This window comes from Paenibacillus sp. NRS-1760 (assembly GCF_050467785.1).
Taxonomy (GTDB): domain Bacteria; phylum Bacillota; class Bacilli; order Paenibacillales; family Paenibacillaceae; genus Pristimantibacillus.
In genome coordinates this window covers 560,586-575,780 of sequence record NZ_JBITPK010000013.1, presented here as the reverse complement: position 1 = coordinate 575,780, position 15,195 = coordinate 560,586, and the positions used below count along the sequence as shown (strand labels likewise).

At 42.9% G+C, this 15,195-nt stretch carries 14 protein-coding genes; 2 read left to right on the top strand and 12 right to left on the bottom strand.

The window, feature by feature from the left end; translation table 11 throughout:
- Positions 1-85 precede the first annotated feature (85 nt).
- From ACIFSR_RS18195 to ACIFSR_RS18170, 6 genes are all read right to left on the bottom strand, one after another.
- Positions 86-301, bottom strand: a complete 216-nt coding sequence (locus ACIFSR_RS18195) for a cold-inducible protein YdjO-related protein (RefSeq protein WP_076265875.1) — start codon at positions 299-301, stop codon at positions 86-88.
- Between the two features lie 45 nt (positions 302-346).
- Entirely contained in the window at positions 347-1,435 is a 1,089-nt protein-coding gene (locus ACIFSR_RS18190) for a lactonase family protein (RefSeq protein WP_339202619.1), read from the bottom strand.
- Between the two features lie 108 nt (positions 1,436-1,543).
- Complete coding sequence (locus tag ACIFSR_RS18185) at positions 1,544-1,741, bottom strand: hypothetical protein (protein ID WP_430058941.1); 198 nt, start codon at positions 1,739-1,741, stop codon at positions 1,544-1,546.
- A 24-nt stretch (positions 1,742-1,765) separates the two neighbouring features.
- Positions 1,766-2,485, bottom strand: coding sequence for a DsbA family oxidoreductase (locus ACIFSR_RS18180; RefSeq protein WP_430058938.1), 720 nt, complete (start codon positions 2,483-2,485; stop codon positions 1,766-1,768).
- Positions 2,486-2,637: 152 nt separating this feature from the next.
- A complete protein-coding gene (locus ACIFSR_RS18175; protein WP_430059345.1) occupies positions 2,638-3,294 on the bottom strand; it encodes a cell wall hydrolase in 657 nt (218 codons plus the stop codon).
- Positions 3,295-3,605: 311 nt separating this feature from the next.
- Positions 3,606-4,403: a TerC family protein gene (locus tag ACIFSR_RS18170; RefSeq protein ID WP_076265871.1), complete on the bottom strand. Its 798-nt coding sequence runs from the start codon at positions 4,401-4,403 to the stop codon at positions 3,606-3,608.
- Positions 4,404-4,932: 529 nt separating this feature from the next.
- On the opposite strand from ACIFSR_RS18170, the gene xerS reads away from it, so the two are divergent.
- Entirely contained in the window at positions 4,933-6,027 is a 1,095-nt protein-coding gene (gene xerS, locus ACIFSR_RS18165; RefSeq protein ID WP_430059343.1) for a tyrosine recombinase XerS, read from the top strand.
- 49 nt (positions 6,028-6,076) lie between these two features.
- Here the strand turns inward: xerS and ACIFSR_RS18160 are convergent, their stop codons facing one another.
- From ACIFSR_RS18160 to ACIFSR_RS18150, 3 genes are all read right to left on the bottom strand, one after another.
- On the bottom strand, positions 6,077-7,885 hold the full coding sequence (locus tag ACIFSR_RS18160) for an ABC transporter ATP-binding protein (protein WP_430058935.1): 1,809 nt from the start codon (positions 7,883-7,885) through the stop codon (positions 6,077-6,079).
- A gap of 15 nt (positions 7,886-7,900) precedes the next feature.
- A complete protein-coding gene (locus ACIFSR_RS18155; protein WP_339202625.1) occupies positions 7,901-9,646 on the bottom strand; it encodes an ABC transporter ATP-binding protein in 1,746 nt (581 codons plus the stop codon).
- A 312-nt stretch (positions 9,647-9,958) separates the two neighbouring features.
- A complete protein-coding gene (locus tag ACIFSR_RS18150; RefSeq protein WP_076265867.1) occupies positions 9,959-10,501 on the bottom strand; it encodes an ADP-heptose synthase in 543 nt (180 codons plus the stop codon).
- 207 nt (positions 10,502-10,708) lie between these two features.
- Here ACIFSR_RS18150 and ACIFSR_RS18145 point away from each other — a divergent pair, with 207 nt between their 5' ends.
- Positions 10,709-11,683, top strand: a complete 975-nt coding sequence (locus ACIFSR_RS18145; RefSeq protein WP_430058932.1) for a YpdA family putative bacillithiol disulfide reductase — start codon at positions 10,709-10,711, stop codon at positions 11,681-11,683.
- A 49-nt stretch (positions 11,684-11,732) separates the two neighbouring features.
- On the opposite strand, the gene ACIFSR_RS18140 is transcribed toward ACIFSR_RS18145, so the two are convergent.
- From ACIFSR_RS18140 to ACIFSR_RS18130, 3 genes are read right to left on the bottom strand one after another with little or no spacing between them, the layout of a single operon-like run.
- Entirely contained in the window at positions 11,733-13,076 is a 1,344-nt protein-coding gene (locus tag ACIFSR_RS18140) for a DUF4129 domain-containing protein (protein WP_430058930.1), read from the bottom strand.
- Entirely contained in the window at positions 13,073-14,215 is a 1,143-nt protein-coding gene (locus ACIFSR_RS18135; RefSeq protein ID WP_339202629.1) for a DUF58 domain-containing protein, read from the bottom strand. Before ACIFSR_RS18135 ends, ACIFSR_RS18140 begins: the two co-directional genes overlap by 4 nt.
- A gap of 8 nt (positions 14,216-14,223) precedes the next feature.
- The gene (locus ACIFSR_RS18130) at positions 14,224-15,183 is read right to left on the bottom strand and encodes an AAA family ATPase (protein WP_339202631.1); all 960 of its coding nucleotides are present in this window, start codon (positions 15,181-15,183) and stop codon (positions 14,224-14,226) included.
- Positions 15,184-15,195 lie beyond the last annotated feature (12 nt).

Genomic DNA, 15,195 nt, shown 5'->3' with positions numbered 1-15,195 from the left:
TTTTTAGTCGAACGATTCCGCTATGCAATAAAAAAATCCCGATCCAGCTCTTATGAGAGGATTGGGATTTTTTTGAATAAACATTTTAGTAGTCCGATTTCGGTTTACGTGGCTGAGGTTTCGGCTTATTCTGAACGGCTGGCAAATGCCTCATGCTTCTGAGCATTGGTCCTTTGCAGATCGGACAAGTTTGCTCCGTTGCAGCAAACTCATCTCTAACCCATGCCTTGCAGTCCGGATTTTTACATTTGAAAATTTTGGTCGCCTTTAATTTCGGTTTTTCTTCTTCGCTAGTTGCCACGCTTCTGTATTCCCCTTTTCTCTCTATGCTTACGTCATTAATTATTTACATCGTTAAATAAACAGGGATTACACAAACTGGCTTAGATAACGATACGCTATTCCCAGTGAAGACCAATTGTCCACTTGATTTATTAACTTTGAATGTAACGATATTGTTTGTGTCTCGGTTTGCAGCAAGTAAATAATTGCCGTTTGGCGTCAGTGCAAAATGACGCGGATGTCCGCCTTCAACCGAAATGTGCTGAACAAGCGACAAAGCACCCGTTTGTTCATCGATTGCGAAAACAACAATGCTGTCATGACCGCGATTGGAACCATATACATATTTGCCGTCTGAAGATACTGTAATTTCAGCACAAGAGTTTTCACCTTCAAAATCCGACGGAAGAGTGCTAACGGTTGCTAAAGTCGTCAACTGGCCGGTTTCTTTATCGTATGTAAACGATGTAATTGTTGAATCCACCTCATTAATGACATAGACGAACTTACCATTCGGATGGAACGACAGATGACGCGGCCCTGCTCCCGGATGCAAAGAAATTTCGGCATGGTGAATAAGCTTATGATCAGCATCATCCAAGCGATAAGTGACAATTCGATCCAGTCCCAAATCAGAAACGAACAGGTATCGACCGTCAGGGCTGTAGAACGAAGAATGCGGATGCGGACGATCCTGGCGTTCTGGATGCTGACTGCTTCCAACATGTTGTTTCACATCAAGCTCTTGACCGATAGCGCCCTCTTCTGTAATGCCAAATAGTCCAATCATGCCGCCATGATAGCTTGTAACCGTCAAATAACGGCTATTCGCATCACGCTGAATATGACAGGTCGTCGAAGCAACCGTCTCTTTACGGTTTATGAGCCGTAATGAGCCCTCCTTGGTATCAATGGCAAATGCCGCAGCCTCTCCAACCTTAAGACCTGATTGATTCACGGTTTCGGAGATCGTATACAATAGCTTGCGGTCTGCATCTACATTGAGAAACGTCGGATTTTTAAAATCAGCAACCGCGTCCGTCAACGTTAATGTACCCGATTGCTCATCGAATGCATACACGTACACGCCATTCTCCTCTGCTTCTGCATAAGAGCCTGCGAACACAAGCAGACGTTGTTGTTCATTTGTCACGTTTAAAACCCCCTAAGTATTTGCATGTCGTCGCTTCTTAACGAACGTCTGACTTTTATACCGTTATCTATTATAAGTTGTGAAAGCTAATCCGACAAATACGTTTTTTCATACGATCGTTTTACGATTCCAGCTGCTGCCTGTCCAGACAACAAAGTCGCCGAGGATTACACCCTCAGCGACTTTCGTTAATGGCACTTCAATACTTTTTTCATTTATTAAAATAAAAGCAGACATGCGAGACAACTCGATGATTTCACCAATTCGCTCAATTTGACAGTTGCTTCTTAGAGTTGTTTCCTCCATGAAATGACCGCCCTTCGTAAGCTATTAAGACTTTGATGAATCCGGAACGCAATAACCATCCGTACATGTAACATCAGCGTCCCCTTCATTCACTTGAATAAAGGTTGGATGTTTTTCTTCCCACGCTTTATTTAATGTGTCCAAAAACACTTCAGGCGATTGTGCGCCGGAAACAGCATATTTACGATCAACTACATAAAAAGGTACACCTCGGATACCGAGCTTGCTGCCTTCCTCTTCTTCACCACGAACATTGTCAGCGAATTGGTTAGATTCAAGCATTGCAGCTGCTGCGGCAGTGTCAAGCCCAACTTCAGCAGCGATTTCAACAAGGCGCTCGCGATTGCCGATATTTACGCCATCTGTGAAGTAAGCTTTAAACAATCTCTCGGAAAGTTCCTTTTCCTTGCCCTGTTCAGCAGCAAAGTGAACGAGACGATGTGAGTCAAACGTATTTGTAGAAACTGTTCCTTCAAAATGAAAAGTGATTCCTACAGCTGCAGCTTGTTCTGCTACGTTAGCCGTTGTTTCCTTTGCTTTCTCCACGCTCATTCCATACTTCGTTGCAAGCATGCTGTATGTGCTTATATTTGAATTAGGATCAGCACTTGGATCTAGCTCAAAACTGCGGAATACGATTTCGATCTTGTCTTTATGCGCAAATTTTGCAAGCGCGAGCTCGAACTTCCTTTTTCCTATATAACAAAACGGACATACATAATCCGACCAAATTTCAACTTTCAATGTTGGCACCTCCAGAATGTTTAAAAAAAGTATGATACTATCTTTCTTATTGTAACATGTTTGCATAACTTTTTGAAAACATCTCGCTGGCAAATATGATAGATACAAAAAGATTCTTATCGCAAGTTACCTTGTCGATAAGAATCTTTTGTTTATACTGCAAATATATGACGTCCAATTTTTCCGGTTTGCTTACGTGACCAAATCCATTCAGAGGTAGCTGTTTCTGGATTAAAATAATAAAGAGCTCCACCTGTTGGATCATAACCTTTGACAGCTTCCTTTGCTGCTTGATAGGCAAGTTTGTTTGGAGTAAGATTATATTGTCCATCATCAACTGCCGTAAATGCTCGCGGCTGTTCAATAACGCCTCTAACTGTATCTGGGAAACTGGACGATGCCAATCGATTCATAACGACAGCTCCAACTGCAACCTGTCCTTTATAGGATTCGCCACGTGCTTCTGCATAAATAATTCTTGCTAGCAAATCAAGCTCACCTTGATTCACAGAAACACTCTTAAGTGTTTTCCAGGTCTGTGCGCCTGCGACACCATCGGAAGCCACACCATAATCCTTCTGAAAACGTTTGAGTGACTCTAACGTCGTTGTGCCAAAATAAGCCGTTACATCTTTATTAAAATAACCTAGCGTTTTTAACCGATATTGCAAATCCGGAACATCCGGTCCTGAGCTTCCTACCTTTAATGTAGCAGGCGGAGCAGCATGAGCAGCTTCGAGCGGAACCGAAAATGCCAGCATAAATATGATAATTAGCGCCATACTATGTTGTATGAATTTAGTGTTCATCATTTAAGAATGAACCTCCTTTTTCTATAGCGTACATACAAATTGTCCGCAATTTGGAAGAAGATTGGCAACTCTTCTACAGACTCGTTTGAGTTTAGCACAGTTAAAATGGAATTGTAACCGAATTTGCAGAATTGCATATATTTACTAATTTACAACAGCGCAAAAATCTGAATCATATAATGAAACAATCTTAACGGTTAAATCTGACGTGATATAGAGGAATTCGGAACATTTATAAGCTAATAAAAAGAAAAAACTGTTGAGTTTCCTCAACAGTTTTTTTCTGATTTATATTGAAAATAGATTAGTTAGTTGTTATTTGTAGCTACCTTACCGTCATTGGATTCCTCTTTGTCGCTCGATAGGAACCAACCTATAACCGCGATCAAGACAAGGACTACATAGAAGGTAATTTTCCAAGCTGCTGAATGGGAGAATGATTCTGGAATGATCCCCAGTTTAGGGTGAGACAATGTGACAACAGCCAGCTTGACGCCTACCCAACCTACGATAACGAATGCAGCAACTTCAAGTCCAGGCTTGCGCTCTAGCAACTTCACGAAAGCTGAAGCAGCGAAACGCATAATGATTAGACCGATGAAACCACCGATAAAGATGACTGCAAAGTGACCGCCATCCATTCCGCCTATTTTCGGCAAATTGGTCGTTGGCAGCGCCATTGCAAGCGCAACAGCTGCCAGGATGGAATCTACTGCAAATGCGATATCTGCAACTTCTACCTTTAATACGGTAAACCAGAAACCACTCGCTTTTTTGGTTTCTTTTTTGTCTTCTGTTGCATTATCGACATGCTTCTTGAAAATGACTTTTCGGAAAATATGGTTTAGCGCAATGAATAATAGGTACAACGCGCCAATTGCCTGTACTTGCCACACTCCAACCAGAAAGGAAATAGCGAATAACGAAGCAAATCTGAAAACAAATGCCCCTGCTAAGCCGTAAAACAATGCTTTCTTCCGTTCTTTCTCCGGCAGATGTTTGACCATGATAGCCAGCACAAGTGCATTGTCTGCTGCGAGCAAACCTTCAATTGCAATGAGGATGAGCAGAACCCATCCATATTCCATTAACAAACCAAAATCCATACAAGATTCCTCCCTTTCGACTCTGCTTAAGTAAATTTAACTTGTGCTTACACCCAAAAAATAGACCTTTGCCGACTAGTGGCAAAGGTCTCGCTAACAACGTTAAGTTGCCAATAAAGCCGGAGATCGTTAGATTCTCGTAATGACGACTTTACTGTAGCAGCTACTCCCCTTTGGAATGAAGCACGATGAAGTTATAAAAAGGTATACGGGCTGTTTATTAATGGGTTTCAAAAATAAAAAATAAAATAAATGAGATATTATTTTGTTTTTTTTTAGAGTGACCATTATATAAATTCTTATACATCCAAACACCATAATCAACGTATGAGGGTCATAAGGAGAAGAAGTCTCTGAGTAGAGAATTCTTTTTTTGCCTATTACCCTTTTATGACGTTGTACCCCCTTACTCTAATTGTTACAATATAACTATTCATCTGGTTATTATTACAATTTGTTAACATAATTATTATTATGTTTATTAAACGCCATTAACTATTTGTACCATTAATTTTAGGAGTGACTCGCCATCAATATTATTAAACAAAAAGATCGTGAAGAGCTCGACAAGAAACTTCCTACGATGCCTTGGTATATTGAAAAATTTATTAATTACAAACTTCCGGATTTATCTCCTTCATCGCTCGTCGAATATATGAGAGACTATGAAACCTTTCTTAACTGGTTAATGGCAGAAGGCCTTTCTGAAGCAGCAAATATTAGAGACGTAGCTTTGCTTGAACTGGAAAAGCTGCATATGGACAGTATAGATGGCTTCCGTATGTATTTATCGACTCATAAAGTGGAGCGAAACAGTAAAACGACGATCTCACGCAAGCTTTCCTCCCTCCGCTCGTTATTTCATTATTTAAGTCAAATTGCAGAGGATGAGGAGTTTTATCCTCTACTCAAACGGAATGTTATGGCAAAAGTTACGATTAAACGTACGCATAAACCGAAGGATACAGCCGCAAAGCTTGAGGGAAAGCTGCTTCAAGAAGAGGAAATTTCCGAATTTATGGCTTATATTAAACAGCATTATGGGACGGATGTTGCCAAAAACAAGCAGGCACTTTACGCATACGAGCTTAATATGACAAGAGATGCATGTATCATTAGCTTTATTCTACACTCAGGCTTGCGTGTATCTGAACTCGTCAACTTGAACGTAGATGATATCGATCTCAAGAAGAAGCTTTCCTATGTATATCGCAAAGGTAAAAATGACGATACGTTTAAAACTCCTGTATATTTTCGCCAAGAGGCGGTTGAGGATCTGCAAGCTTATTTGACTCTTAGGGAACTCCGTTACAAGGCGCCAAAAAGAGAAAAGGCTTTGTTTCTGGCTGTTGCTAATGGAAAAAACGAGGGTTCGCGCATGACGAAGCGAGCAATTCAAGAAATGGTCCTGAAATATGCCAAACGCTTTGGAAAACCTTACTTATCCGTACATAAGCTCAGACATAGCTTCGCCACGGACTACTATCTGCGAAACGACATCTACAAAACTCAAGAGCAGCTTGGGCATGCTTCGCCGGAAACGACACAAATTTATGCGCATTTAACAGATAAAACGATGGCACAAGCAATCGATCGCACAAAAAAAGAGGACGAGTCAAGCTAGCGCATTTTTTGCGTAAGCCTGACTTGCCCTCTTTTTTTATTTCATGCCATTAAGAACTGGTTTGCAAAATAACAGATTCCTGCATAGACAGCTGTGTTAGAACAAGATTGGAGTAGATGCCGCCTTTCTTCATCAGCTCCGAATGCGACCCCTGCTCGGCTACTCTTCCGTTCTCAATGACGAGAATAAGATCAGCATCCTTAATGGTGGATAGTCTGTGCGCGATAATAAACGCCGTTCTTCCTGCAAGCAGCGTTTGCAAAGCCTCTTGAATATGCTGCTCTGTTTCCATATCTACGCTGGAAGTAGCCTCGTCTAATATGAGTATGCCAGGATCTGATAGCAACACACGGCCGAAAGCGAGCAATTGCCTTTGGCCTACCGAGAGTTTTGAGCCTCGCTCCTCCAGCTGCGTTTGATACCCGTCTGACAGCTTGCTTACGACGCGGTCTAGCCTTACGCTCTCGGCTGCTCTAAGCAGCTCTTCCTCTGTTGCATGATCGTTGCCATAACGCAAGTTCTCTTCTACCGTACCCGCAAAAATAAATGAATCCTGAAGCACGATTCCCATTTGCTTGCGTAGAGATTCGAGCGTTGCCTGCTTGACGTCCATCCCGTCGATTCGCACGGTACCGTCAGTAGCATCGTAGAATCGCATCAAGAGATTAACAATCGTGCTTTTTCCAGCGCCGGTTGGCCCGACTAAAGCTACTCTTTGCCCGGGCTTAACGAGAAATGAAACGTTATGAAGCACATCTGGTTTATTTTCCTCATATCGAAACGAAACATTATCAAACTCAACCTCACCGCGAACCTGCGGCAGTTCTAAAGCATGCTTGCTATTTTTCACCTCTGGATCGGTATCCAGCACTTCAAAAATACGCTCGGCAGAAGCCATAGCTGACAACAGCTGGCTATAAACCTTGGATAAGGCGCTCAGCGGCCCCCAGAAACGCCATAAATAATTAATGAACGCCATAATGAAGCCAAGCGTAAGCGCACCTTCAATGACCTTCGTGGCTCCGAACCAAACTACAATACAGGTGCCCAGCATTCCGATCATTTCAACCAGTGGATATACGGTCGATTCCAATGTAATTGCTCGCATAAATGCGCCTTTGTTTCGGGTATTTATGCCTTCAAATCGCTCATTATTTGTACGCTGGCGTGAGAAGGCTTGAATGACACGAATGCCCTGTATCGTTTCGTTCACATTACCGTTAATCGATGACATCGTTGAGCGTGAACGCGACCATGAGCCTTCAATTTTTGGACGGAGCTTTGCAACGATGAAATAGAGCAGCGGCATCATAATAAATGAGAGCAAAGCAAGCTGCCAATCCATCCAGATCAAAATGATGACGATGCCAAGTAAATGCGTAACCTCCATCACCATCGTTATCAAACCGCCGTTGATTAGCTCGCCAATTGCATTTGTATCATTCGTAATTCTGGACATAATTTTACCAGCGGGACGTCCGTCAAAAAAACGAAAGGACAAGGTTTGCAAATGATTAAATAATTGCTGACGAAGATCAAACAAAATACGTTGTCCTGTAAAATTGATCCATCTGGTATGCATATAGCTAAACAACCAGCCTATTAGCTTAACGCCCAGCAGAATAGCACCCAATACATGGATAACCGAATAATCTTTTTGGTTTATCCCTTTATCGATGATGTACGCAAGAATAATTGGTTCGGATAAGCTTAATAACATATTAATAAGCACTATAATAATGACCCACGTCATTAATTTGCGATAAGGGATAAGATATTGAAGCATACGCCGCATGTATTTCCCATTAAACGGCTTCTCTTCTACATCAGAATCCATATCCCACTCCACTTGACTCATGTTTTCACCTCTCTTCTATTGATGTGCGATTTGCTTCTGTCTATCAAACAATTGACGGAAGAAGCCACTGCCTTCGTTTAGTTCCTTATGTGTGCCTTCTTCTGCCACGCGGCCATTTTCGAGTACAATAATACGGTCCGCATGCTGAATCGAGGAAAGCCGCTGCGCGATTATAAATGTCGTGCGACCCTTCATGACTTCTAATAAAGCTTCATGAATAGCTGATTCTGTTGCTGTATCTACACTTGCTGTCGCTTCATCCAGTACTAGAATTGGCGGATCCATTAAAATCGCACGAGCAAGCGCCACGCGTTGTCTTTGTCCGCCAGAGAGCCCGACACCCCGCTCACCGATTCGCGTATCGTAGCCGCTTGGCATGCTTTCGATGAAGGAATGGATTTGCGATTTGCGTGCTGCCTCCTCAATTTGCTCCTGCGTTGCATCCGGATGACCGTAGGCGATATTATCTCTAATCGATGCTGAGAACAAGAAGGTCTCTTGCGGCACAATACCTATGCTTCGCCGCAGACCATCAAGCTCATATTCCCGCACATCTACACCATCAATGAGTACACTGCCACCGGACACATCATAATAACGAGAAAGCAAGCCAATTAGACTGCTTTTGCCTGAACCGGTGGCACCGAGTACACCGATCACCTCACCTTGCTTCACTTGGAAAGAAACCTCATCCAATATCGGCTTATCCTTCGCTAAATCCTGATCAGAGAAGAAGAATGTTACGCGATCAAAAACGACGTTGCCGTGCATTCCGTCCGTATTTATCGCTTGTTCAGGGGTTTGAATATCAACCGGTGTGTCCAGCACTTCAAATACACGTGGAGCTGCTTTAATCGCTTGTTGAAAAATATTAATTTGCCAGCCTAGCATATTCAGCGGCCAAATAATGCCCCATGTGTACCATTGAAACGCCATGAAGGTACCAATCGACATCTCTTCCCGAGCAACAAAAATAGCACCGATCCAAATCATCAAAACAAACGTGAGTCCTCCGTAAAAGCCCATGAGCGGAAATGCTTTTGCCTCCAGCCTTGCCCGGTCCATATTTGTATCGAAATTTTGCTCATTTCGCTCAGCGAATTTCCGTTGTTCTACGGACTCTGTTGCAAAAGATTTGACAACTCGAATGCCTGAAATATTTTCTTGAAGCGTAGTTGTTAAGCGCCCCATTTGTTCACGAATATTGGACCAAGCTGGTCCTACTTTGTGGTTAAAGCGAAATAACACGAACAAAATAAAAGGAATTGTAATTAAGCTGATTAAAGTTACTTTCCATTGCATCGTCATCATGAAAATCGTCGTTCCGATAAATGTTAGCATGCCAGTAAATAAGTTCATCGCTCCAAACCCGACAAAGTTTTTTACCGCATCAATATCCCCAGTCATTCTGGACATGAGCTGACCAGTCTGCGCACGGTCATAATAAGAAAATGATAACCGCTGCAAATGCTCATAAAGCTCTTTCCGGAGTTTAAACACGACATTTTGACCGACCAGCTCTTGGGAATAACCTTGTATAAACATGCCTAAGCTCTTTAAAGCTTGAATGCCTGCCAAAGCAAGTGTTAATCCGATCACGACGGACATATTGCTTTTTCCGATTCCTTCGTCAAATATTTTGGCTAATACCCAAGGAGCTACCAAATCGAATATCGTCGCAAAAATCATAATGATAACCGCTGTAAATACCCATTTGGCACTCGGTCTTACATAAATCATCAAACGTAACAGCGTTTTCATTGGATTGCCCCTTCCCCTATAGGAAACAAAAAAAGACCTCAAGCCATCATCGGCTTGAGATCTTCGTATAATAGCGTGCAACGGTCAAAAAAGCTGCGTTGACACCAATGAACGAAGGCAGCCCGATCGGCATGTTTGAACAACAAGATGGAAATTCATGCTAAACTGCACGCCTTCGACATTCATTCCAATCTGATTGATAAACATTATTGAGCCCCCCTTTTCGTATCCATTTGATCATATTTTCCTAACCCATCCAAATCTTAACACCTGTTTCTGCCTTTGCGCAAGAGGTTTTTACAAAAAAAAGATTTAAAACCTGTCCGACTCATTCGGCAAATCAAAGTCACTTGAGGAGATACCTTCCTCTACCGCAAACTCAAAATCTTCAATATCGTAAATTTGTACAGGGACCTCTGCTTCTATCAGCTTATCTTGAAACTCAAACTGATCCGACAGCAATGGGACTTGCAGCTTCAACCCTGTTAACAGCAATTCTGTTTCGATCGGATCGAACATCTCGCCATAATGGGCATTATCGACAGCATGCACGACTGTAAAATGAATCGTATCATTTAGAATGAGCGGAGAGCTTTCTCGCCAAGGCACTTGCATGGCCTTTTCAATTTTTTTGCGATTAAGAGCATCCTCAAAAAAAGCAATAAGTTCATTTATTTTGGTTTTTACATGTCCATCATCATCTGGATCATCCATGACAGGTTCAACACCGTCTCTCATTTCATACAGCTCAGCTATGGATGAATAAGGAACGACAAAATCAATTGGACGACTCGGTACAAGAAGATGTCCATACGTTGCCACCAGTACTGCCTCTATTACAAAACGTCGCCGCATGTGATCTCCTCCTATCATTTTGTGAAATAAAGCTAGTTTCATAGAACCGGTATACAAATAAGAATGGTTACACATTATTATACAATAATATATTGCATGTACACGAGAGCCATAAATCCAGATTTGCACAATATGTACGCCTCGCAGTAAAATGATCGTTATATTAGAATTTATATCGCTTCGTTATAGTATAGGAGGGTAATACGAATGCAAAAAGAAGAAGCCATCATCATTGGAGGCGGTCCGTGCGGCTTGGCAGCAGCGATTGAACTCGAACGGATTGGTCTCCAGCCACTTGTCATAGAGAAACGCAACATTGTACATTCAATCTCGCAATATCCCACTTATATGCAATTTTTCAGCAGTCCAGAAAATCTTGAAATCGGCGATATACCATTCACAACGGCTAACGATAAGCCTTCCAGACTGGAAGCACTTAATTACTATAGAACAGCCGCGCAGCGCAAAAACGTTCGTGTGCAAGCCTATGAAATGATAAATAAGATTACGCCTGAGAATGGACAGTTTATTTTGCATGGAGAAGATCGTTTTGGCGAGAAGCGCACATACCAAAGCAAGTATGTCATCATCGCTACAGGTTATTTCGATCATCCGAATGAGCTGGGCATTCCCGGTGAGCAGCTTGGTAAAGTCAGTCATTTCTTCCGCGAATCGCATCCCTACGTTGGTATGAAAGTTGCCATTATTGGCGGCAGCAACTCCGCAATCGATGCGGCTTTAGAGCTTGAGAGGGTCGGTGCAGAGGTAACGGTCGTCTATCGCGGCAATGATTATTCCACCAGCATTAAGCCATGGGTTAAGCCAGGTTTCCAGAGCAAAGTAACGAAAGGCTCTATTCGCATGCTGTTTCAGTCAACTGTAACCTCTATCGAAAACAATGACATCACTGTACTAGGACCTGAAGGCGAGATCCGTTTGGAAAATGATTTTGTATTAGCTTTGACCGGCTTCCATCCCGATCGCAACTTCCTTAACACAAGCGGCGTTACGATTGAGGAAGAAGGGTATCCAACCTTCAACGAAGATACTATGGAAACGAATGTTCCAGGCATTTATCTCGCAGGTGTCGTAGCCTCCAGACATGAAGCAAATGAAATTTTCATCGAATCCGGACGTTATCATGGCCATAAGATTGCCGAACATATTTTAAGCCTCAAATGATTATATGGTTAAGCTTTGAATCATACACCAAAAAAAGGGAATCAGCTTGTTAAGCTTGATTCCCTTTTTTTTCGAACTGGTTTTTAAGAGCGTTGATTTGTTGGTCATCTGGCTGCTTATCGCCATACCTTGCTTCTTCGTACAACTCAATAAATCGAGGCATATTGTCGAGCTTGCCAGCCTGCCATGTATTCAGGTCTTCTGATGTTTCGCGCGGAGTCATATGTTCTTTGACCGTATACCCCTGTTCGGCGCTGCTTCTCAATAAGCGAGCATATAAAAACCTGATTTTTTCTGTATTTGTTCGCAGCTCATTCCATTCCTGAGCAAAGGAGCGCTTATTAGGCAGCAGCTGCTTCAGTTTATTTCCCATTTGCTCCCGCCATTTAGTTAATGTCATTAAACTTTCAACTTCATCTGTAAAGCCAACCCCATTATTGCGGCTATCTGCTCCTCTTTCCTGCAATTTAGCAGCAAGCAGTTTCGCCCATTGCATTACCTTTCTAGCAATAAAATAGAACAGAATGCAGAGGATGATGATGACTAACACGATGCCGATAATTTTCGCAATTTGCTCGAGTAGCAGCATCCAATCAGACGGCGGCTTCGTTTCCTCCAAAGGCATCTCAGGTGATGAAGAATCAATAGGAGGTTCTTCGACCGGTGTTTGCTCCCTAGACTGGTTTAGCCAATTCATTATTCGTTCTATGATCGAATGAAAGAAGCTCTCAATCATCTTCTGAATTTGGCGGAAAAGAGCAAGAATGCTAATGATGCTGACGATTACAATAATTAATAGACGATTTTGGCGTTTGAAAGCAAGAGTAGCTGACGTTTTACCTGAATCTACTGTTTCACTGTTCAAATGCCGCTCATTTGCAAAAAAGAAAAATATAATGACGGCAGCAATTCCGCAAACGATTAAAACACCGTTGTACTCCATCAGTTTTTTTAACGCAATTATTTTTAACGGCTGCACAGCTACATAAAGGAACACGCCAATCAGCATCTGTGTATTGGGAAATGAGTTGAACCATCCGCGCAATTGCGCCGACATGCCCTTCATTGCTGCTACAGCAGCAGCAAGTCCGCATACAACCATAGGGACGATATCCACATTACCTACCCATGCGATAATGAACAAACTGCTATGCAACGCCCCAATAGCAATAGCTAGAAGCAGCTTCACGCCGTATCGTAATCTTGGATATTTTCCGAGGATTAGCGATGCCGTCCAGTAACAGAGAGGAATCGTTGCTATCCATGGCCACAAAGCTCCAGCAGGCAGCAAGTAAACAGCTATCGCTATAAATACGGGCAAATAAAAGAGCAGTTCAATAACGCCTTGACCTAAGGTATTTAAAGAAATAGATCGCTTCTGGGGCTCATTCACGCGATCACCTCTTCTCTGCCACTACCTGATATCGCTTGTCCAACATCGCTAATCGTTGGCTTAGCTTTATCTGTCAGCATCCAAACTGCGACTGCATTGCCGTTGTAGCGAAGCTGTTCAGCTTGTTTTTCCAGTTCTTCGTTCCAATAAGCCGTAATCATTAGCACATCTCGTTCACTGAAGCCGCTTCTTGCTTCGCGTTCCAACAAATGATGAAACAACTCTGTGCGTTCAATATCGAGCTTCGCCATTTCCTCTAAAATAACGATTAAATGCTCATGCCCGCCTCTAGGTTCAATGTGAACGCTTTCCATCATGCCGGTCAAAGGCATATTGGATGCAAAACCAACTTCCATGCCCTGCTGAATGACAGCTTCAGCTGCCCCTGCTGCCCATTCAATGCCTAGCTCGATTAACGATAAATCAGTTACGCTTCGCCACATGCCCTCTACATCGTCCACATTCAAATAAATCATCAGTCTGCGGTCCGCGGTAAAATCATACTGATGGACTTGAAGGCTTCCTGTTTTTGCAGTAGCTTTCCAGTTGATTTGCTTATACGTATCGCCCGCTTGATAATCACGAACGCCTGCAATAATGAATGGATCGTTGATAATCCAGCGGCGAATCGATTGATCACCCTGCCAGCTATGATAAGGTAGCTCATGAATGGGCACCTCGGCAGGCTTTGGATAAACAAGCAGTTCCCCTTGAAGCGCAATTTGAGCGGACGAATGGGTTAAACCAAGCGGATCACCGCCCGTTAACGTGACGGTTTGAAGCTTGTACCAGCCTCGCTTTGCGCAGGTAATGCGGTGTGTGCGCGTAATTTTTGTATATGGCGATAGACTGAAGAAGCTCTTATGGTTCTGGTAAAGCTGCCCGCTGCTCACAGAAAAATTATCAAGCTGTTGAAAATGCAGATGAGTGGAGAGCTGTGATTCCACGCGCAGCCAAGGCACCGGCAGCCATTTGGCGTTGGCCATCTCTTCTATCATCTCAACCTGCTCGCCGCTATAGCATGTTTTGCTCGTAAAACGCCGTTCATATTGGATACGGCGCAATACGAGCTTTTGAAATATTTTGCCCTGTAGTGACAAAATGACGATTGCAGCCAATATAAACCAGAATAAAATCATCAGGCTGCCTAACGAGCCGTAACGCCTGCTTCAGCAGGCACGGCCGTCAAACGAATAATGTCATCAATAATGGATTCCGCCTGATTTGCTGTACGATGCATGCCGCGAATGGCTAGTCGGTGGGACAAGACCGGCTTCGCCATTGCCTTTATATCATCAGGCGTAACGAAATCACGTCCTCGCAAAATGGCATGTACCTGGGAAGCGCGGAGCAGCGCTTGACTGCCACGCGGACTGACACCAACAGAAACCTCCTCACGCCTTCGTGTTTGCTCCACGATTTGCAGCAAATACTGAAGGATGTCATCGTTCACTTTCACCGCTGAATAGGCTTGCTGTGCCTTCTGAATGACATCTATTCCTGCAACTGGCTCAAGCTCCGCAAGCGGATCATGATCTTTAAAACGTTTTAATAGCTGCAAACCTTCTTCAGTCGTCGGATAACCCATCTTAATTTTGAATAAAAAACGATCGAGCTGTGCTTCCGGAAGTGGAAAGGTTCCTTGATGCTCCACTGGATTTTGTGTAGCAATAACCATAAATGGACGCTCCAAATATTTGGTTTCACCGTCGATGCTGATTTGACGCTCTTCCATACATTCGAGCAAACTCGATTGGGTACGAGGCGTCGCACGATTAATCTCATCTGCTAACAGCAAATGAGTAAACAATGGACCAGCTCTGAATTCAAACTCGCTTATTTTTTGATTATAGAAATGAATGCCGCTTAGATCCGATGGAAGCAAATCGGGTGTAAATTGAATTCTCCTGAAAGATAAAGCCAATGATTTGGCCATAGATTTAGCGAGCAAGGTCTTTCCTGTTCCTGGCACATCCTCGAGCAGCACATGCCCTGATGTAAGGAGTCCGATGAGCATTAGTTCTACAACTTCCTCTTTGCCTACGATGACGCGTCCAATATTAGATTTCAATTGTTCGGCTAATTGTTTTATCGCTTCAATAGACATAAGTCAACTCCT